Annotated in this window: 18 protein-coding genes; 15 read left to right on the top strand and 3 right to left on the bottom strand. The window is 55.3% G+C overall.

What is annotated here, in order from left to right; genetic code table 11:
* The first annotated feature begins 160 nt into the window (after positions 1–160).
* The 7 genes from GM154_RS00275 (at position 161) to ispD (ending at position 7,716) form a co-directional block, all read left to right on the top strand.
* Positions 161–1,111, top strand: a complete 951-nt coding sequence (locus GM154_RS00275) for an acetyl-CoA carboxylase carboxyltransferase subunit alpha (protein ID WP_219650568.1) — start codon at positions 161–163, stop codon at positions 1,109–1,111.
* An 83-nt stretch (positions 1,112–1,194) separates the two neighbouring features.
* Positions 1,195–2,532: a tRNA lysidine(34) synthetase TilS gene (gene tilS, locus GM154_RS00270; protein WP_219650565.1), complete on the top strand. Its 1,338-nt coding sequence runs from the start codon at positions 1,195–1,197 to the stop codon at positions 2,530–2,532.
* Between the two features lie 165 nt (positions 2,533–2,697).
* Positions 2,698–4,326 carry a CTP synthase gene (locus GM154_RS00265; protein ID WP_219650563.1) on the top strand — a complete coding sequence of 543 codons (1,629 nt, stop codon included), beginning with the start codon at positions 2,698–2,700 and terminating at the stop codon, positions 4,324–4,326.
* A 5-nt stretch (positions 4,327–4,331) separates the two neighbouring features.
* Positions 4,332–5,177 (top strand): 3-deoxy-8-phosphooctulonate synthase, encoded by an 846-nt coding sequence (gene kdsA / locus GM154_RS00260; RefSeq protein WP_019364450.1) that lies wholly within the window; start codon positions 4,332–4,334, stop codon positions 5,175–5,177.
* 79 nt (positions 5,178–5,256) lie between these two features.
* Positions 5,257–6,546: a phosphopyruvate hydratase gene (gene eno / locus GM154_RS00255; RefSeq protein ID WP_010797397.1), complete on the top strand. Its 1,290-nt coding sequence runs from the start codon at positions 5,257–5,259 to the stop codon at positions 6,544–6,546.
* Between the two features lie 163 nt (positions 6,547–6,709).
* A complete protein-coding gene (locus GM154_RS00250; RefSeq protein ID WP_010797398.1) occupies positions 6,710–6,988 on the top strand; it encodes a septum formation initiator family protein in 279 nt (92 codons plus the stop codon).
* Positions 6,985–7,716 (top strand): 2-C-methyl-D-erythritol 4-phosphate cytidylyltransferase, encoded by a 732-nt coding sequence (gene ispD, locus GM154_RS00245; RefSeq protein WP_219650562.1) that lies wholly within the window; start codon positions 6,985–6,987, stop codon positions 7,714–7,716. Before GM154_RS00250 ends, ispD begins: the two co-directional genes overlap by 4 nt.
* Positions 7,717–7,720: 4 nt before the next feature.
* On the opposite strand, the gene GM154_RS00240 is transcribed toward ispD, so the two are convergent.
* Together GM154_RS00240 and GM154_RS00235 are read right to left on the bottom strand one after the other, a co-directional pair.
* On the bottom strand, positions 7,721–8,887 hold the full coding sequence (locus GM154_RS00240; RefSeq protein WP_010797400.1) for a hypothetical protein: 1,167 nt from the start codon (positions 8,885–8,887) through the stop codon (positions 7,721–7,723).
* 298 nt (positions 8,888–9,185) lie between these two features.
* Entirely contained in the window at positions 9,186–10,070 is an 885-nt protein-coding gene (locus GM154_RS00235) for a LysR substrate-binding domain-containing protein (protein ID WP_083397954.1), read from the bottom strand.
* 104 nt (positions 10,071–10,174) lie between these two features.
* On the opposite strand from GM154_RS00235, the gene GM154_RS00230 reads away from it, so the two are divergent.
* From GM154_RS00230 to rpoS, 8 genes are all read left to right on the top strand, one after another.
* The gene (locus GM154_RS00230; RefSeq protein ID WP_019364454.1) at positions 10,175–11,287 is read left to right on the top strand and encodes an S-(hydroxymethyl)glutathione dehydrogenase/class III alcohol dehydrogenase; all 1,113 of its coding nucleotides are present in this window, start codon (positions 10,175–10,177) and stop codon (positions 11,285–11,287) included.
* 60 nt (positions 11,288–11,347) lie between these two features.
* On the top strand, positions 11,348–12,199 hold the full coding sequence (fghA, locus tag GM154_RS00225) for an S-formylglutathione hydrolase (RefSeq protein ID WP_219650560.1): 852 nt from the start codon (positions 11,348–11,350) through the stop codon (positions 12,197–12,199).
* Positions 12,200–12,283: 84 nt separating this feature from the next.
* A complete protein-coding gene (ispF, locus tag GM154_RS00220; protein ID WP_219650559.1) occupies positions 12,284–12,757 on the top strand; it encodes a 2-C-methyl-D-erythritol 2,4-cyclodiphosphate synthase in 474 nt (157 codons plus the stop codon).
* Positions 12,754–13,812, top strand: a complete 1,059-nt coding sequence (truD, locus tag GM154_RS00215; protein WP_219650558.1) for a tRNA pseudouridine(13) synthase TruD — start codon at positions 12,754–12,756, stop codon at positions 13,810–13,812. Before ispF ends, truD begins: the two co-directional genes overlap by 4 nt.
* Positions 13,800–14,549 (top strand): 5'/3'-nucleotidase SurE, encoded by a 750-nt coding sequence (surE, locus tag GM154_RS00210; protein WP_010797406.1) that lies wholly within the window; start codon positions 13,800–13,802, stop codon positions 14,547–14,549. The genes truD and surE overlap by 13 nt, the downstream gene beginning before the upstream one ends.
* A 38-nt stretch (positions 14,550–14,587) precedes the next feature.
* The gene (locus GM154_RS00205) at positions 14,588–15,223 is read left to right on the top strand and encodes a protein-L-isoaspartate(D-aspartate) O-methyltransferase (protein ID WP_219650929.1); all 636 of its coding nucleotides are present in this window, start codon (positions 14,588–14,590) and stop codon (positions 15,221–15,223) included.
* Positions 15,224–15,383: 160 nt separating this feature from the next.
* On the top strand, positions 15,384–16,205 hold the full coding sequence (locus GM154_RS00200) for a peptidoglycan DD-metalloendopeptidase family protein (protein ID WP_219650928.1): 822 nt from the start codon (positions 15,384–15,386) through the stop codon (positions 16,203–16,205).
* A 105-nt stretch (positions 16,206–16,310) separates the two neighbouring features.
* Positions 16,311–17,315, top strand: coding sequence for an RNA polymerase sigma factor RpoS (rpoS, locus tag GM154_RS00195; RefSeq protein ID WP_219650557.1), 1,005 nt, complete (start codon positions 16,311–16,313; stop codon positions 17,313–17,315).
* A gap of 252 nt (positions 17,316–17,567) precedes the next feature.
* Here the strand turns inward: rpoS and fdxA are convergent, their stop codons facing one another.
* Positions 17,568–17,891: a ferredoxin FdxA gene (gene fdxA / locus GM154_RS00190; RefSeq protein ID WP_010797412.1), complete on the bottom strand. Its 324-nt coding sequence runs from the start codon at positions 17,889–17,891 to the stop codon at positions 17,568–17,570.
* Positions 17,892–17,914: the final 23 nt, after the last annotated feature.

Here is a 17,914-nt window from a genome sequence, read left to right as displayed (position 1 = left end):
CCGAGCGGCGCAAGTGCCGCTCATTCGACCAAACCATGCCAATGGCCTCTAGGGTTGAGGCGGCGATCTCGATAATTGATCTGCCGGCCTCGACCTGATCCGCCTGATCTTTTAAGGTAGGCGACCCGGCCGCTGGCTCAAGATTGCAAGACGGATACTCATGAACCCGAACTATCTCGATTTCGAACAGCCGATCGCTGACCTCCAGGCCAAGATTGAAGAGCTTCGCTTGGTTGGTAATGACAATTCGCTGAACATCAGTGACGAGATTGCCCGGCTGCAGGAAAAGAGCCAGGCACTGACCAAAAGTATTTTCGGTAGTCTGAGCAGCTGGCAAGTGGCTCGTCTGGCGCGTCACCCCTTGCGGCCCTACACGCTGGACTATATCAGCCATCTTTTCGTTGATTTCGAAGAGCTTCATGGCGACCGTCATTTCGCCGATGATCCAGCCATCGTTGGCGGTATCGCTCGGCTGGATGATCAACCCGTCATGGTCATTGGTCATCAGAAGGGGCGTGAGGTGCGTGAAAAGGTACGTCGTAATTTTGGTATGCCTCGCCCGGAAGGTTACCGTAAAGCCTGCCGTCTGATGGAAATGGCCGAGCGTTTCAAGATGCCGATTCTGACGTTTATCGATACTCCCGGTGCTTATCCGGGGATCGATGCCGAAGAGCGTGGACAAAGTGAGGCGATTGCCTGGAATCTGCGTGTCATGTCGCGTTTGAAAACGCCTATCATCGCAACCGTGATCGGCGAGGGTGGTTCTGGTGGCGCCCTGGCAATTGGCGTGTGCGACCAGCTGAACATGCTTCAACATTCGACTTACTCTGTGATTTCGCCTGAAGGCTGCGCCTCGATTCTCTGGAAAACTGCCGAGAAGGCACCTGATGCGGCTGAAGCCATGGGCATTACTGCGGAGCGTTTAAAGGGGCTGGGTATTGTAGATACCGTTATCGATGAGCCACTGGGTGGTGCCCATCGTGATCCCGCTGTAATTTCTGCTTCCATTCGTGAAGCTCTGGTAGATCAGCTTGACATGCTCAAGAAGTTCTCTAACGAAGAGTTGTTGGCGCGTCGTTACGAGCGTCTGATGAGCTACGGTATTTCCTGATCTGTCTCCACGTATGTCCGGCCCATGCCGGACATACGCTTAAGCTGTTTACATGAATAATGTGTATTCATTGATGGGCAGCCATGTCCCTTTCTGATGTCTCGCTTCCCCCTCTGGCTGACAACGTCCTGAAGGTCTTGACGCCCTATCTGCATGCCAAGCGATGGCATATCGCATTTTCAGGCGGCATGGATTCTTCGGTTCTTCTGCATGTTTTATCGCGGCTGTCCTTCTACAGGCAGGTGCCGTCGCTACATGCGATTCATGTGCACCATGGTCTTCTCAAAGAGGCTGACGAGTGGGTGGAGCATTGTCGGCAGATGTGTGACCTGCTCCAGGTTCCCTTGAGCGTCGAGCATGTACAAGTGGATCAGAATTCAAGCCTGGAGCGAGCGGCCCGGGATGCACGCTATGCCGCCTTTGCTCGGCACGTTAGAGAGCAGGAAGTTCTGCTAGTGGCTCAGCATCAGGACGATCAGGCGGAGACTCTGCTGCTAAGACTGCTGCGTGGAGCTGGGGTAAAGGGTTTGTCTGCCATGGCGACCTCGCGTGCAATGGCTGAGGGGCGCCTGGTAAGACCCTTCCTGTCTGTTCCTCGGGCTGAACTGTCACGTTATGCCTTAGCGGAAAAGCTGGAGTGGGTGGAAGATCCTAGTAACATACAGGTTGTTCAGGATCGTAACTTCCTGCGCCATGAGATTCTCACTCGACTGCGCTTACGATGGCCGCAGGCTTCAGCCAGCGTTGCCCGCAGTGCAGGGCATATGGCCGAGGCGCTGGCTATTCTTGAAGAGTGCGCTGCCATGGACTTGTCTGCCGCACAGACAGCTACTGCATTTCCTTGGTTGCCGCTTCCAAGTCTCGAACTTGAGATTATCAGGCAGCTGAGCGAGCACCGTCAGCGCAACGCACTTCGCCACTGGTTAGATCGATATAGCCGTATGCCAGATACTGATCATTGGGTGGGCTGGGCTGCATTGCGGGATGCCAGTCCCTCGGCCAGTCCCGTCTGGGTGCTGGAAAGCGGTGAGATACATCGGGGGGCGGGACGGCTCTGGTGGTTATCGCATCAGTGGTTGGGCGCCGCCTGTATGCCTTGTCAGTGGCCTGAAAAGGGGTCGGAGGTGGCGTTGGGTGGCAATGGACAAGTGTATATCGTTGGTCAGCGGCCCTCGGGATCACTTGAAGTCCGCTATCGTCAGGGAGGAGAAATCATGGCTGTCCCTGGGCGTGGGCACAGAGATCTCAAACGGCTCCTGAATGAGCATCATGTGCCGACGTTCTTGCGCGGCAGATTGCCGCTGCTGTTTTGTAACGGGCAGTTGATAGCCATTGCGAATCTGTCTGGACTCAGTGGTCCAGCCGATCAGCACTGGCGGTTCGAGTGGGTTCCTGCGACGAGCGGCCAGCGTTTGAGCTGAAAGGCACTTTGTTGTAGACTACGCTCCCGTCTTGTACCGCACTTGTTGTTTACGTAACAACCGGTGTGCGTTGGGCATGAAGTATTACCGTGCTCAACCGAGGCCTCTAGGCCTCCCTCGCTTCCCGGCGGTTTTCCGCCTAACTACAGATTTCTAGGAAAATTCATGACGCGCTACATCTTCGTCACGGGCGGTGTTGTTTCTTCATTGGGGAAAGGCATTGCCTCGGCTTCCTTGGGCGCCATTCTGGAAGCGAGGGGCTTGAAGGTCACCATGCTCAAGCTGGATCCCTATATCAACGTCGATCCAGGTACCATGAGCCCATTCCAGCACGGCGAAGTGTTTGTCACCCATGACGGTGCCGAGACCGATCTCGACCTGGGTCACTATGAGCGTTTTATTCGCACTACAGTGACTCAGGACAACAACTTCACGACCGGCCGCATCTACATGGATGTGCTGCGCAAGGAGCGTCGCGGCGATTACCTGGGCGCGACCGTTCAGGTCATCCCTCACATTACCGATGAAATCAAGCGCCGTATTATCAAGGGCGCAGGTGATGCGGATGTGGCGCTGGTCGAAATCGGCGGTACCGTAGGTGACATCGAGTCCCAACCCTTCCTGGAAGCCATACGCCAGTTGCGCGTGGAAATCGGCGCTCGCCGTGCCATGTTAATGCATCTGACGTTGGTGCCCTATATTGCAACCGCGGGTGAAACCAAGACCAAGCCGACTCAGCACTCGGTAAAGGAATTGCGCTCCATCGGCCTGCAGCCTGATGTTTTGATCTGCCGCTCCGATCATCCGGTAGACAGTTCTTCCCGCCGCAAGATTGCGCTGTTCACTAACGTGGAAGAGCGTGCCGTCATCTCTCTGGAAGACGTGGATACGATTTATCGTATTCCTTCCGTTCTGCATGCGCAGGGTCTGGACGATTTCGTGGTAGAGCGCTTTGGCCTCGAATGCGGTCAGGCTGACCTGAGCGAGTGGGATCGTGTGGTCGATGCCAAGCTCAACCCAGAGCGTGAAGTAACTATCGCCATGGTTGGCAAGTACATGGAGCTTCTGGATGCATACAAGTCGCTTATCGAGGCGATGACGCATGCCGGTATCCAGAGCCGTACAAAGGTCAATCTGCGCTATATCGATTCGGAAGATATCGAGCAGCAGGGTACCCATCTGCTCAAGGGCGTTGATGCGATCCTTGTGCCGGGTGGTTTTGGTCTGCGCGGTGTAGAAGGCAAGATTCGCACGGTTCAGTATGCACGTGAGAACAAGATTCCGTACCTGGGTATCTGCCTGGGCATGCAGGTAGCGGTAATCGAGTTCGCCCGTAACGTATTAGGCTGGACCGATGCCAACTCCACCGAATTTGACAAGTCTGGTCAGCACCCGGTGGTTGGTTTGATTACCGAGTGGCAGGATGCGTCCGGCGCTACCGAGATCCGTACAGAAGCTTCGGATCTGGGCGGCACCATGCGCCTGGGAGCTCAGGAGTGCCAATTGTCTTCAGGTACACTGGTACATGATTGCTACCGGCAAGACGTAATCGTTGAGCGTCACCGTCACCGTTACGAAGTGAACAACAACCTGCTGCCCGAAATCATGGCGGCGGGCCTGAAGGTCACTGGCCGTTCCGGCGACGGTGCATTGGTGGAGGTCGTCGAGGCGCCGGATCATCCCTGGTTTGTGGCGTGCCAGTTCCATCCGGAATTCACCTCTACCCCGCGTGATGGTCATCCGCTCTTCAGCGGTTTCGTGAATGCGGCTCTGAAATACGCTAATAAGGCTTGATGACTATGGCTCAGAAAACGATTCGTGTCGGTACTATCGAAGTGGCTAACGACAAGCCGTTCGTGCTGTTTGGCGGAATGAACGTGCTTGAGTCTCGCGATCTGGCGATGCAGATCTGCGAAGAGTACGTGAAGGTAACGCAGAAGCTGGGTATCCCTTATATCTTCAAGGCCAGCTTCGACAAGGCCAACCGTTCTTCGGTCAACTCTTTCCGTGGCCCAGGCCTGGAAGAGGGCATGAAGATCTTTGAAGAGATCAAGAAGACCTTCAATGTACCGGTTATCACGGACGTCCATGAGCCCTATCAGGCGGCACCGGTTGCAGAAGTATGCGACATCATCCAGCTGCCGGCTTTCCTGTCCCGGCAGACGGATCTGGTAGTCGCCATGGCTAAGACCAATGCCGTTATAAATATCAAGAAAGCCCAGTTCCTCGCGCCTCAGGAAATGAAGCATATCCTGAAGAAATGTGAGGAAGTGGGTAATGATCAGTTGATCCTGTGCGAGCGTGGCACGTCCTTTGGTTATAACAATCTGGTAGTCGACATGCTGGGCTTCGGCATCATGAAGCAATTCGACTACCCGATCATTTTTGACGTGACCCATGCCCTGCAGATGCCTGGCGGTCGCAGCGATTCCGCAGGTGGTCGTCGTGCACAGGTTACCGATCTGGCCAAGGCCGGTTTGAGTCAGGGACTGGCAGGTCTGTTCCTGGAGGCACATCCTGATCCTGACAGTGCCAAGTGCGATGGCCCTTGCGCACTTCGATTGAACAAGCTGGAGCCCTTCCTGGCTCAGCTAAAGGCACTGGATGAACTGGTGAAGTCGTTCACTCCAATCGAAACCGCCTGATGCTCCGCTGAACTTAGTTCCAAATAAGAAGCCGAAGGTGCAGTTTGCACCTGACCAGAACCATGGAGAGCGTATAACAATGGCAAAGATCGTCGACATAAAAGGCCGGGAAATTCTGGATTCCCGCGGTAACCCTACCGTGGAAGCCGAGGTGATTCTTGATAACGGTATCGTCGGCAGGGCTTGTGCGCCCTCTGGTGCATCCACAGGATCCCGCGAGGCATTGGAACTGCGTGATGGCGACAAGAGCCGTTACCTGGGCAAGGGTGTTCTGACAGCCGTTGGTAATGTAAACGGCCCGATCCGTGATCTTCTTATTGGCAAGGACCCATCGGATCAGAAAGCGCTCGACAAAGCGATGATCGAGCTCGATGGTACTGAGAACAAGTCCAAGCTGGGCGCCAACGCCATTTTGGCGGTATCCCTGGCAGCTGCCAAGGCGGCTGCCGAGGATAAAGATCTGCCCTTGTATGCCCATATCGCAGAGCTGAACGGCACGCCCGGTCAGTACTCCATGCCGGTTCCGATGATGAATATCATCAACGGCGGCGAGCATGCCGATAACAATGTCGACATCCAGGAGTTCATGGTTCAGCCGGTTGGCGCAAAAAGCTTCGCTGATGCCCTGCGCATGGGTGCTGAGATATTCCATCACCTGAAGGCGGTTCTCAAGGCGCGTGGCCTGAATACTGCCGTGGGCGATGAAGGTGGCTTTGCCCCGAACCTGTCCTCCAACGAAGATGCCCTAGGCGCTATTGCCGAAGCGGTTGAAAAGGCCGGATACAAGCTGGGCACGGATGTAACTCTGGCCTTGGACTGCGCCTCCAGCGAGTTCTATGAAAACGGTCAGTACAGTTTGTCTGGCGAAGGCAAGACATTCGATGCTCCTGGTTTTGCCGATTATCTTGCGGGTCTGAGCGAGCGTTTCCCGATCATCTCTATCGAAGATGGTATGGATGAGTCCGACTGGGCTGGCTGGAAGGCGTTGACTGATAAGATCGGCAACAAGGTGCAGCTGGTAGGTGACGATCTGTTCGTGACCAATACCAAGATTCTCAAGGAAGGGATCGAGAAAGGTATCGGTAACTCCATCCTCATCAAGTTCAACCAGATCGGTTCTCTGACCGAGACGCTGGAAGCCATCCAGATGGCCAAGGCTGCTGGTTATACAGCAGTTATTTCTCACCGCTCGGGTGAGACCGAAGACGCAACGATTGCTGATCTTGCCGTGGGTACTGCGGCAGGGCAGATCAAGACCGGCTCACTGTGCCGTTCAGACCGGGTCTCCAAGTACAATCAGCTGCTTCGTATCGAAGAGCAGCTTGGTGCAAAAGCACCTTACCGTGGACGTGCCGAATTTCGTAGCTGAGTTCACAGTGAGCGGCGCAAGCCGCTCCGCTGTTGCGAAATGATGTGTTAAAAGAGCAGGATTGAAGTGTCGCTTATCGATATAGGCATCATTTCCTTCCTGCTCTTGTTTTAAGTATGTTCTCATTAGCTCACTTAACTTGTTGCTTTGAACCGTAAAGCCAATGCGTAGCCCTTACTGGTTGTTTCCTGTCCTGATCATTGCATTAGCCGGCCTGCAGTATCGCCTGTGGGTAGGTGATGGCAGTTTGGCGCAGGTAAAAGAGCTGCGTGAGCAGATTTCCAGTCAGGATGAGGAAAATAAGCAGCTGCTTGAACGCAACCGGATCCTCGAGGCGGAAGTTGCTGAGTTGAAAAAGGGCATGGAGACGGTTGAAGAGCGGGCTCGCCATGAGCTCGGTATGGTTAGAGAGGGTGAGACCCTTTACCTTCAGTCCAAATGATAAACACCTCATTACCTTTTTTCTGGGCCGTTATTCCGGCAGCGGGTATCGGTTCGCGCATGCGAGCGGATCGCCCCAAGCAATATCTGGATCTGGCGGGCCGAACGGTCATTGAGCACACGCTTTCTGCGTTATTGGATCATGCTTCCCTGCAGGGCATAGTCGTTAGCCTGGCGGTTGATGACAGATGGTGGCCTGATCTTGCCTGTGCTACGGATAATCGGATTACCCGGGCTGCTGGTGGGAGGGAACGTGCCGACTCTGTACTGAACGGCCTTATGCGGCTGGAAGCCTGCGGTGCATCTGATCTTGACTGGGTATTGGTGCATGATGCAGCAAGACCTAATCTGGCTCAGAGCGACATTGATCGGTTATTGCAGGAGCTGGCTGATGATGAAGTCGGAGGACTACTGGCTATTCCAGTCAAGGATACGTTAAAGCGTGTCGACCCCTATGGCCGGGTTGAGGTGACAGTAGATCGTAGTGTCATCTGGCAGGCCTATACACCCCAGATGTTTCGATTGGGCCATCTGAGACAAGCGCTCAGTGATGCATTGGCTGCTGGCGTCATGATCACGGACGAAGCCTCCGCTATGGAGTGGGCGGGCTATAGACCCCGCGTGATAGAAGGGCGAAGTGATAACATCAAGATTACGCGGCCCGAGGATCTGGTCTGGCTGACGCAACTTTGGCATGAGCGCCGGCACGAACCGACGCCCACGACCTGACCCTTTAGAAGCGATACACTGCCGCTGCCCCCGTCTTGGACGGCATACGTTCACGGGGTACGACGACCACATCGCCGCCATGTTCCATGACGTAGGTGATCAGCTCATCCAGCACATCGGCTGTTTCAGCTCCAGCGGGTTTGGAAGGATGCAGCTCGCCACTTTCCCGATCAAGCAGCCCGGGTATCTGGCGATCAGCCTCTACCAGCAGCATGGCTACACGGCTTTCAGCAGTGGCTTTTCCAATTTCTTCCAGTTGATCGGAGGCCAAGCCTTGGCCACGGGATTCGCCGTATTGGTCAAGAATGCCATTCAGGCGCTTCAAGTACATAGGCTCCATGAGCTTCCAGCTTTCCTGGCGCAGCATTTCTGTATCCAAGGCACCCTGGCCGATAGAAATACCTTTTTCCAAAAGCTGCTGGTTGTGACTGACATGACGGAAAACGGTCTGATTTTCCGGGAGCGCAGCCAAAATAAGGGGCAGTCCGGAGGGTTTGGAGTGGTGTTCAGTAATGGCTCGGTCGACAGCTCTAAAAAAGCGCTCACAGTCGATATCGATCTGCTCTTGCTTACCACTTCCACCAGAGCCGTGAATCATGGGGTCGCCACGCTCGCTCGCTCCACCAAAGCCGTTGGTGTTACCAATCTGATCCTTGGGCGTTAGTTCTGAACCTAATGCCTCATCTTGATTGCGGGGTACTTCAGGCGCCAGCTCAACTTCATCCAATACGTCCCGGTTGCCTTCAAAGAGGCGTACCTGATTACGAGACAAGCACAGAATCTGGTAACGATCTGCTGACTGAGCAATACGAAGAATGGGCTTCAAATAATGCTGAGAATTGACGAGGGCCACTTCGGGCACCTTGCGCTGCAGCGGATAAACCATGAAATAGTCTTTTCCACCAAAGACGGCGACACCATCACGGGTGTGATTCCAGAAGTCGCGGTTATCAACCAATTCATCGAATGGCTTGAGTAGCGTATCGCTGGGAGCGTCGGGGAATTGCTGTTCCAGAGAGGCTCTCAGGTCGCGGACCAGATTCTTGAAGCGGATCGGGTCCTGTGTGCGCTCTGGAAAGCTTCGATGGGTAGGCATGTAAATCGATAGGCATGGCGGCTCATGCTTTTCCATTAGTTCAGCCAATGTTGCTTTGGTGATGGGTCCGTACATGGCGGCTTCCTCGCTATGGTTATGGAGGGTTCGTCAACTACGAATGAGCGTGGCACCTGGTATAGACCAGGCAGAGCCGGCTCCTCGCTGAATCCGGCAAGGCAGAACGTGTCCGCTTTCGGTTTCACATCGCTTTGAAAGTATCGATGCAGAATGCTCAAGAATGCGGTGCCGTTCTGACCTCTGGGATTCGACTGTTTGGAGCATGACCCTTTCATGTTCCATATAGGTACGACGAGCCCGGCAACGGCGGGTTCCAACCGTTGGACGTATGGCGTCTCTGCTGGCAACTCTCGCGTCAGCTCTGAAGATAGGTGACCAGATTGCTTTTGAGGTAGTCCACCAGTTGCCTGACCTTCGGGGACAAGTGGCGCCGCTGTGGATACAGCGCCCATACGCCTGTGTTGGGCGGTTGCCGGTTTTCCAGCAGGGAGACCAGCTCCCCTCGTGTCAGGTGAGGAGCCACGTAGTAATCCGGCAGCTGGCACAGACCAAATCCTCTGAGTGCCGCATCCAGAACGGCCTGGCCGCTGTTGCAGCGCCAGTTTCCTGCAACCTTGATGGGGATTTCCCGTCCATCTTCCTGAAAGGTCCAAACATCGCTATTACCGATCAGACAGTTATGCCGTGCCAGTTCTGACAGGGCATGGGGAGCGCCGAAGCGCTCGAGATAGCGTGGCGCAGCGCAAAGGTACATGATGCGAGGCGCAAGCTTGGTTGCTATGAGTTGAGAATCGTTTAGCCGGCCCAGGCGGATTGCCAGATCGAAGCCTTCCTGCACTAGGTCCAGCGTGCGGTTGGAAAGCTCTATTTCCAGACGTAATTGCGGGTGCAGTGCCATGAAGCTGTTTACCAGGGGGATGATAAAACGCTCCCCGTAGGTCACTGCACATGTCATGCGTAGCAATCCCTTGGGCTCGCTGGACAGATCACTGACGGCCCGAAGTGCTTCCTCGCGGGCGTCCTGCAGGCGTTGGCAATGCTGAAGAAAGGTCTGTCCGGCCTCGGTCAGCACGACACTGCGCGTGCTCCGATAGAACAGGCGTGTCTGCAGACGTTCTTCCAGTCGGGCGATTTGTCGGCTGACATGGGATGAGGAAACACCAAGCCGTTCGGCGGCCAAGCTGAAATGACCTGCTTCAGCAACCGCAACGAACTCATCCAAGCCTTCCCAGGCGCTCATGATTATCCCTGTATGGCAATAATATTTTGCAGTACGTTGGATTATTAACTGAATCAAAGCTCATACACTAGACGTACCGTATCACCAGATGGATGACGACCTCCATGATTAAATCACGCGCTGCTGTTGCTTTTGAGGCTAACAAGCCCCTTGAAATCGTTGAAGTAGATGTTGCCCCGCCTAAAGAGGGCGAGGTGCTGGTTCGTATCGTGGCGACAGGTGTCTGCCATACCGATGCCTACACACTGTCCGGCGCTGATCCGGAAGGTATTTTTCCTGCGATCCTTGGGCATGAGGGCGGCGGTATCGTCGAGGCGGTTGGTCCGGGAGTGACGTCCGTTGCCGTAGGTGATCATGTCATTCCGCTGTATACTCCGGAATGTGGCAAGTGCAAGTTTTGCCTGTCCGGCAAGACCAACCTGTGCCAAGCCATTCGCGCTACCCAGGGCAAAGGGCTCATGCCGGACGGCACGTCCCGTTTCTCTTATAAAGGCCAGCCGATCTATCACTATATGGGGACTTCCACGTTCTCTGAGTACACGGTATTGCCGGAAATCTCGCTGGCCAAGATTCCCAAGGAAGCGCCTCTGGAGAAAGTCTGCCTGCTCGGCTGTGGTGTTACTACCGGGATCGGTGCAGTACTGAACACTGCCAAGGTGGAAGAGGGCGCTACGGTAGCCATCTTCGGTTTGGGTGGTATTGGCCTGTCAGCGGTAATCGGTGCGACCATGGCCAAGGCGGGACGTATCATCGCCATCGACATCAACCCTACCAAGGCTGAAATTGCCAAGCAGCTCGGGGCTACGGATTTCGTCAACCCCAACGACTACGACAAGCCTATCCAGGAAGTGATAGTCGAGCTGACGGATGGCGGCGTGGATTACTCGTTCGAGTGTGTGGGTAACGTGAAGCTTATGCGTGCTGCACTGGAATGCTGCCACAAGGGATGGGGTGAGTCGGTCATTATTGGTGTCGCTGGCGCTGGTCAGGAAATTAGTACACGTCCGTTCCAGCTGGTTACGGGGCGTGTATGGCGGGGCAGTGCGTTCGGAGGCGTCAAAGGTCGCACCGAGCTACCGGGCTACGTCGATAAGGCCCAGAAGGGCGAAATTCCGCTGGATACCTTTATTACCCACACCATGGGGCTGGACAAGATCAACGATGCCTTTGATCTGATGCATGAAGGTAAGAGCATTCGTACGGTTATCCACTATTGATCATGCATGGGTCCGGCGTCTTGCAACGTCGGGCCTGTCTCTGCCCATAAGGAGCTACCCATGAGCAATACGCTGGAATTGGTCTCATGCCAGAAGTCTTTTGGCGGCTGGCACAAGCGCTACAAGCATCGGTCGACGGTTCTGGGCTGTGAGATGACTTTTGCTGTCTATCTGCCTCCTCAAGCTGAGCAGAAAACACAGCTGCCAGCCCTGTACTGGTTGTCAGGATTGACCTGTACCGATGAGAACTTCATGCAGAAGGCTGGCGCGCATCGAGTAGCTGCTGAGTTAGGACTGTTACTCGTAGCACCGGATACCAGCCCTCGTGGTCCGGACGTGCCCGATGATGCTGAAGGTGCCTGGGACTTTGGACTGGGAGCGGGCTTTTATCTAAATGCCACTCGCGAGCCCTGGGCCAAACACTATCGGATGCATGATTACGTTGTGAGGGAGCTGCCTGCTGTCATCGAGGCAAACTTCCCGGTGTCAGAGAAGCGTGGCGTAAGCGGCCATTCGATGGGAGGCCATGGTGCTTTGGTCTGCGCCTTGCGTAATCCTGGTTGCTATCGTTCGGTTTCGGCTTTTTCACCTATCGTAAGTCCGATGAATTGTCCTTGGGGGCAAAAGGCGTTTTCCAATTATCTGGGGGAAGACCGTTCCACCTGGGCTGAGTGGGATGCCTGTGCACTGATGGAAAAAGCGCAGGAACGACTACCTGTTCTTGTGGATCAAGGGGAGCAGGATAGCTTTCTTTCCGAGCAGCTCAAACCAGAGGCATTGGAGCAGGTAGCTACCCGTGTCGGTCATCCCTTGACCCTGCGTCTGCAGCCAGGTTATGACCATAGTTACTATTTCGTTGCCACCTTTATCGAGGATCATTTGCGTCATCATGCCCGCGCGCTGATCGATTGATCGAACTTGCGTGTTCGGTAACGGCGACGTTTACGGATTACCCCGGTAGAATTGACGCCCTGATCCTTCAGGGCGTTTTTATTTATGCGAATTGGCCACGGCTATGATGTCCATCGTTTCGGTGAAGGTAACTTCATCACGCTGGGCGGTGTACAGATTCCCCACACTTCTGGACTGGTTGCTCACTCGGATGGCGACGTCGTTCTGCATGCCTTGGCAGATGCCCTGCTGGGAGCGGTTGCACTGGGCGATATCGGTAAGCACTTCCCAGATACCGACCCGCAGTTCAAGGGTGCCGATAGCCGAGCATTGCTACGTCATGTGTTGGGTCTGGTCCAGCAAAAGGGCTTCAAGGTTGGTAACGTCGACGCCACGATTATCGCTCAGGCTCCCAAGATGGCCCCTTACATCGATGCCATGCGTCGTGTGATTGCAGAAGATCTGCAGGTTGAGCTTGATCAGGTCAATGTAAAGGCAACCACCACAGAACGCTTGGGATTTGTCGGGCGTGAGGAAGGCATTGCCGTGCATGCAGTAGCGTTGTTGCTTCCGGTATGACTGAAATCGAACTGCTAGGCCCGCCGGCTCATGGACCGGTCTGTGGTACCGCTGTATTGAAGGCGACTGCCGAAGACTTTCAGGTGAACGAGGTGCTCGATATTCCCTTGGAAGGCGAGGGTGAACATCTCTGGCTCTGGGTCGAGAAGCGAGGCCTCCACACAGAGGAGGCTGCACGTCGTTTGGCGCGCGCGGCTGGTGTTCCGCTACGGGCCATCAGTTATGCAGGGCTCAAGGATCGACAGGCGCTCACGCGTCAATGGTTCAGCCTGCATCTTCCAGGAAAGACCGACCCTGAGCTCAGCGCTGCTGAAGGCGATGCCCTGCGCATCCTGAAGCGGGCCAGGCACCGCCGTAAGCTTCAGCGCGGCGCTCACGCAGCCAATGGATTCACGCTCAGGCTGACCGAGCTAGCGGCTGACAGAGATAAGCTGGAGGAGCGGCTGAGCAAGATAGCCGCTGAAGGTGTACCGAACTATTTCGGACTGCAACGCTTCGGGTACGAGGGTGGCAACCTGGACGAGGCGCGGCATTTCGCACAGCAGGGCACGCTGCCCGAACAGCGTAATCGCCGTTCCCGCATACTGTCCGCAGCGCGTAGCTACCTGTTCAATCAGGTATTGGCGCAACGTGTTGCCGCCGGAAGCTGGAATGTGGCCAGGGTTGGCGATCTGTTGGCCTTCACTGACAGCCGCAGCTTTTTCCCTGCGGGGGAGGCAGAGTGCTCCGACCCCCGGCTGGCGGCCCTTGACCTTCACCCTACCGGCCCGCTCTGGGGAGAAGGTGACTCACCTGCCAGTGGCGCAGTCCAACAGGAAGAACAGGGTGTAGCCGCCGATGCGGCCGGATTGCCCGCCTGGCTTGCTGATGCGGGGCTTCGGCATGAACGGCGCATTCTTCGCCTCCCTATTAACGGTTTGTCATGGCATTATCCCGAGCCTGACATTCTGCAACTTGATTTCGTCTTGCCGGCTGGCTGCTTTGCTACCGTTGTAGTGCGTGAGCTCGTCTCGCTGGCCACGGCAGGACAGACGGATACTCCATGCGACTTTTGATTGCCAACGATGACGGCGTTCTTTCACCCGGCATTGCTGCCTTGCATGCGGCGCTGGACGACTATGCCGAGTGCACCGTGGTAGCGCCATTGACGGATATGAGTGGAATCAGCAGCGCCTTGACGCTGGATCGTCCCTTGCATCCACAACGGTTGCCTAATGGTTATATTGGTATAAACGGTACGCCTACCGATTGTGTGCATCTGGGCATCAACGGTCTGCTGGAGCATACGCCCGACATGGTCGTATCAGGTATCAACCTGGGCGCCAACCTGGGCGATGACGTTCTATACTCGGGAACGGTGGCAGCGGCACTGGAAGGTCGCTTTCTTGATCGTCCGGCTTTTGCCTTCTCGCTCTTGTCACGGCTTCCGGATAATCTTCCGGCGGCCGCGCAAATCGCCCGGCAGCTGGTCGAGGCCCATACGCAGTTCGATCTACCGCCGCGTACGGTGCTGAATGTCAACATACCCAACCTGCCGCTTGAACATATTAAAGGGGTGCGGCTGACCCGGCTGGGCCATCGTGCACGTGCCAAGCCTCCGGTCAGGGACGTTAATCCCAGGGGTAAGGAAGGGTACTGGATCGCAGTCGCGGGTGATGCTGAAGACAGCGGCCCGGACACGGATTTTCATGCGGTGATGCAAGGTTACGTATCGATTACGCCGCTACAGTTGGATCGGACCTTCCATGAAGGGTTTGCCGGACTGGCTGTTCTAGAGGAGATGTTTCGATGAATCAGGGGCAAGAGCATATGCAGCGTCATGGGATCGGCATGACTTCGCAGCGGACTCGCGAACGGCTCATTCAAAGGCTTTATGAGGAAGGCCTGTCCAATGCGCAGGTGCTGGAAGTAATTCGACGCACGCCCCGTCATCTGTTTGTCGACGAAGCCCTGGCGCACCGTGCCTATGAAGATACGGCACTGCCCATTGGTCATAACCAGACCATTTCTCAACCGTACATGGTGGCTCGCATGACCGAGCTGCTGCTGGCGGCCGGTCCGCTGGACAAGGTCATGGAGATCGGTACGGGATCCGGCTACCAGACTGCAGTGCTGGCCCAACTGGTTGAGCGTGTGTTCTCTGTTGAGCGTATTCAGTCGCTGCAGGACCGAGCCAAAGAGCGCCTGATCGAACTCAATGTGCGCAACGTCGTATTTCGTTGGGGAGATGGGTGGGAGGGCTGGCCAGCCCTGGCTCCCTATAACGGCATCATCGTAACAGCGGCGGCTCGTGAAGTGCCTCAAGCCTTGCTGGATCAGCTGGCACCGGGTGGACGTCTCGTGATTCCGGTAGGCGGGGGCGAAGAGCAGCAATTACTGTTGATCGAACGCCAGGAAGAAGGTTTTTCACGTCAAGTGCTCGATTCTGTGCGCTTTGTTCCACTTCTGAATGGACCGTTGGCCTGACCCCTTCGTCAGGGAACGATAGCATTGGCAATGGTCAATACAGCGGCCAATTCGGCTTGCGTTGACGTACAAGCTTTCTAAGGGGGAAGGAGTGAGGCTTCTTAAGGCCCGGCTGCGAGGGATTCGCAACGGTAGTGGGATCAGCTTGGTAGTGGCTCTGATGCTAAGTCTCGTCTTGTCAGGATGCTCCAGCTCCTCATCCCGAGGTGTACAGGTCGTTGATCGCTCCGGTGGTTCGGCAAATACATACCGTGTTACAAAAGGACAATATACCGTTCGGCGGGGGGATACCCTTTACGCTATAGCCTCCCGTAATGGATGGGATTGGCGAAGCCTTGCTGCTCATAACGATATTTCTCCACCGTATGTCATCCATGTTGGCCAAAAAATCAACTTTGGCGGCAGCAGCTCCAGTACGGTCGCAACTACCTCTCGAAGACCCGTACAAACCGTGTCGTCTGCGCCTGTTTCCACCGCTCCGGCTAGTACGAACACGCCTGTGGCTACGCCTGCACCCGCCTCTCCACCCGTAGCGCAGAGCGTTCCAGCTGCGCCTCCGCCGGTAACGGCGCCCCCGGCGACTACACCAACTGTCGAGGTTGCCAAGACTTCTGCAGGCTGGGCCTGGCCCACTAAGGGCACACTGATTTCCCGGTACTCCTCGAACGGCAGTTTGAATAAAGGCATTGATATAGCCGGAGATTTGGGACAGCCTGTTCTGGCGGCTTCCGGTGGAACCGTCGTGTATGCAGGCAATGGGTTAAGGGGTTACGGTGAGCTGATCATCATCAAGCACAACGAAACCTACGTCAGTGCGTACGGTCATAATCGCAGGCTTCTGGTTCGGGAGGGGCAACAGGTCAAGGTCGGGCAAACAATCGCCGAGATGGGTTCTACAGGAACCGACCGGGTGAAGCTGCATTTTGAGATTCGCCGGCAGGGTAAACCCGTAGATCCTCTGCAATATTTGCCAAATCGTTGACTCGTTGTCTGACCCGTTCCAGCGCTAGGGGGACGGGTTCAGGCGTAATCAGGGGGATTGATCACGCCCGGGCTTGTTGTCGAACTCAAGCAAGGGACATTGATCATGGCGCTTAATAAAAAAGAACCCGAGTTTGACATGAGTGACGAAGTGCTCCTGCTGGAAACTTCCGTCTCATTCGAAGAAGGGTCATTTGATGCATCACAGCTACTGGGTGATGCGCCTAAAGCACTTCAATCACGTACGTCCAAGCAAACCAAGCATATCGATTACAACCGGGCGCTCGATGCGACTCAGTTGTATCTCAATGAAATCGGTTTCTCTCCACTGCTTTCTCCTGAGGAAGAGGTTCATTTTGCGCGATTGGCGCAAAAGGGAGATCCCGCTGGCCGCTGCCGTATGATCGAGAGCAACCTTCGTCTTGTGGTGAAGATTGCTCGCCGTTACGTGAATCGGGGGCTGTCCCTGCTCGATCTGATCGAGGAAGGCAACCTGGGGCTGATTCGCGCGGTAGAAAAATTCGATCCTGAGCGTGGCTTCCGCTTCTCAACCTACGCGACCTGGTGGATCCGACAGACCATCGAGCGTGCCATCATGAACCAGACGAGGACGATTCGTCTGCCCATTCATGTGGTCAAGGAGCTTAATCTGTATTTGCGGGCTGCCCGTGAACTGGCGCAAAAGCTTGATCATGAGCCGTCGCCGGAAGAGATCGCCTGTCTGCTGGAAAAGCCAGTGGAAGAGGTGAAGCGGATGATGGGACTTAATGAGCGGATCAGCTCTGTTGATGTGTCTTTGGGGCCTGATTCAGACAAGACGCTTCTCGATACGCTTACCGACGATAAGCCAAGCGACCCGTGCGAACTATTGCAGGATGATGACCTCAGCCAGAGCATTGACCAATGGCTGTCGGAGTTGACGGACAAGCAGCGTGAGGTGGTTGTCCGGCGTTTTGGCTTGCGCGGGCATGAAAGCTGTACGCTTGAAGAAGTAGGGCAGGAGATCAACCTGACCCGCGAGCGGGTACGGCAGATACAGGTCGAGGCCCTAAAGCGGTTGCGCGAGATTTTTGAGCGTAACGGTTTGTCGAGCGACTCGTTGTTTCAATAAGCCTTCTAATTAGCACTAAAGCCCGACGTTGAGTTGGGCTTTTTTATAGGCGCGCGAAAGCCACCGGCAACGTGATAACGAGGTAGCAGAGGTGAGTCACGGGAGGTTCTCTAATGCTCTAGGCAGCGGAGAAAGAGAGCGGGTTGCAAGGTGGTGCGGCAGATGAATAAACAAAGACAAAGGGCGAGTTAACTCGCCCTTTTAGATGCGTGCAACAAATGCAGCGCCTGAACAGCTGGGTTCAAGCCCTGATCAGCGCTCCAGGTACTGCAACTTGTTAGGCTTGCCGTCCCACTCTTCCGCATCGGCCAGCGCTTCTTTCTTCTCGGTGATGTTCGGCCAGACTTCACAGAGATCACGGTTCAACTCTATGAATTCCTGCTGGTTTTCCGGTACCTCATCTTCAGAGAAGATAGCCTGTGCAGGGCATTCCGGCTCGCATAGAGCGCAGTCGATGCACTCATCTGGATGAATGACCAGAAAGTTGGGGCCTTCGTAAAAGCAGTCCACCGGGCATACTTCTACACAGTCGGTATATTTGCATTTGATGCAGTTGTCGGTGACAACAAAAGTCATTATTAGAACTCCTCAGGCGGCTA

Source organism: Pseudomonas sp. MAG002Y (assembly GCF_019400845.1).
Lineage (GTDB): Bacteria > Pseudomonadota > Gammaproteobacteria > Pseudomonadales > Pseudomonadaceae > Chryseomonas > Chryseomonas luteola.
The sequence above is the reverse complement of the archived record's forward strand: the minus strand, read 5'-3'. Positions and strand labels throughout refer to the sequence as shown.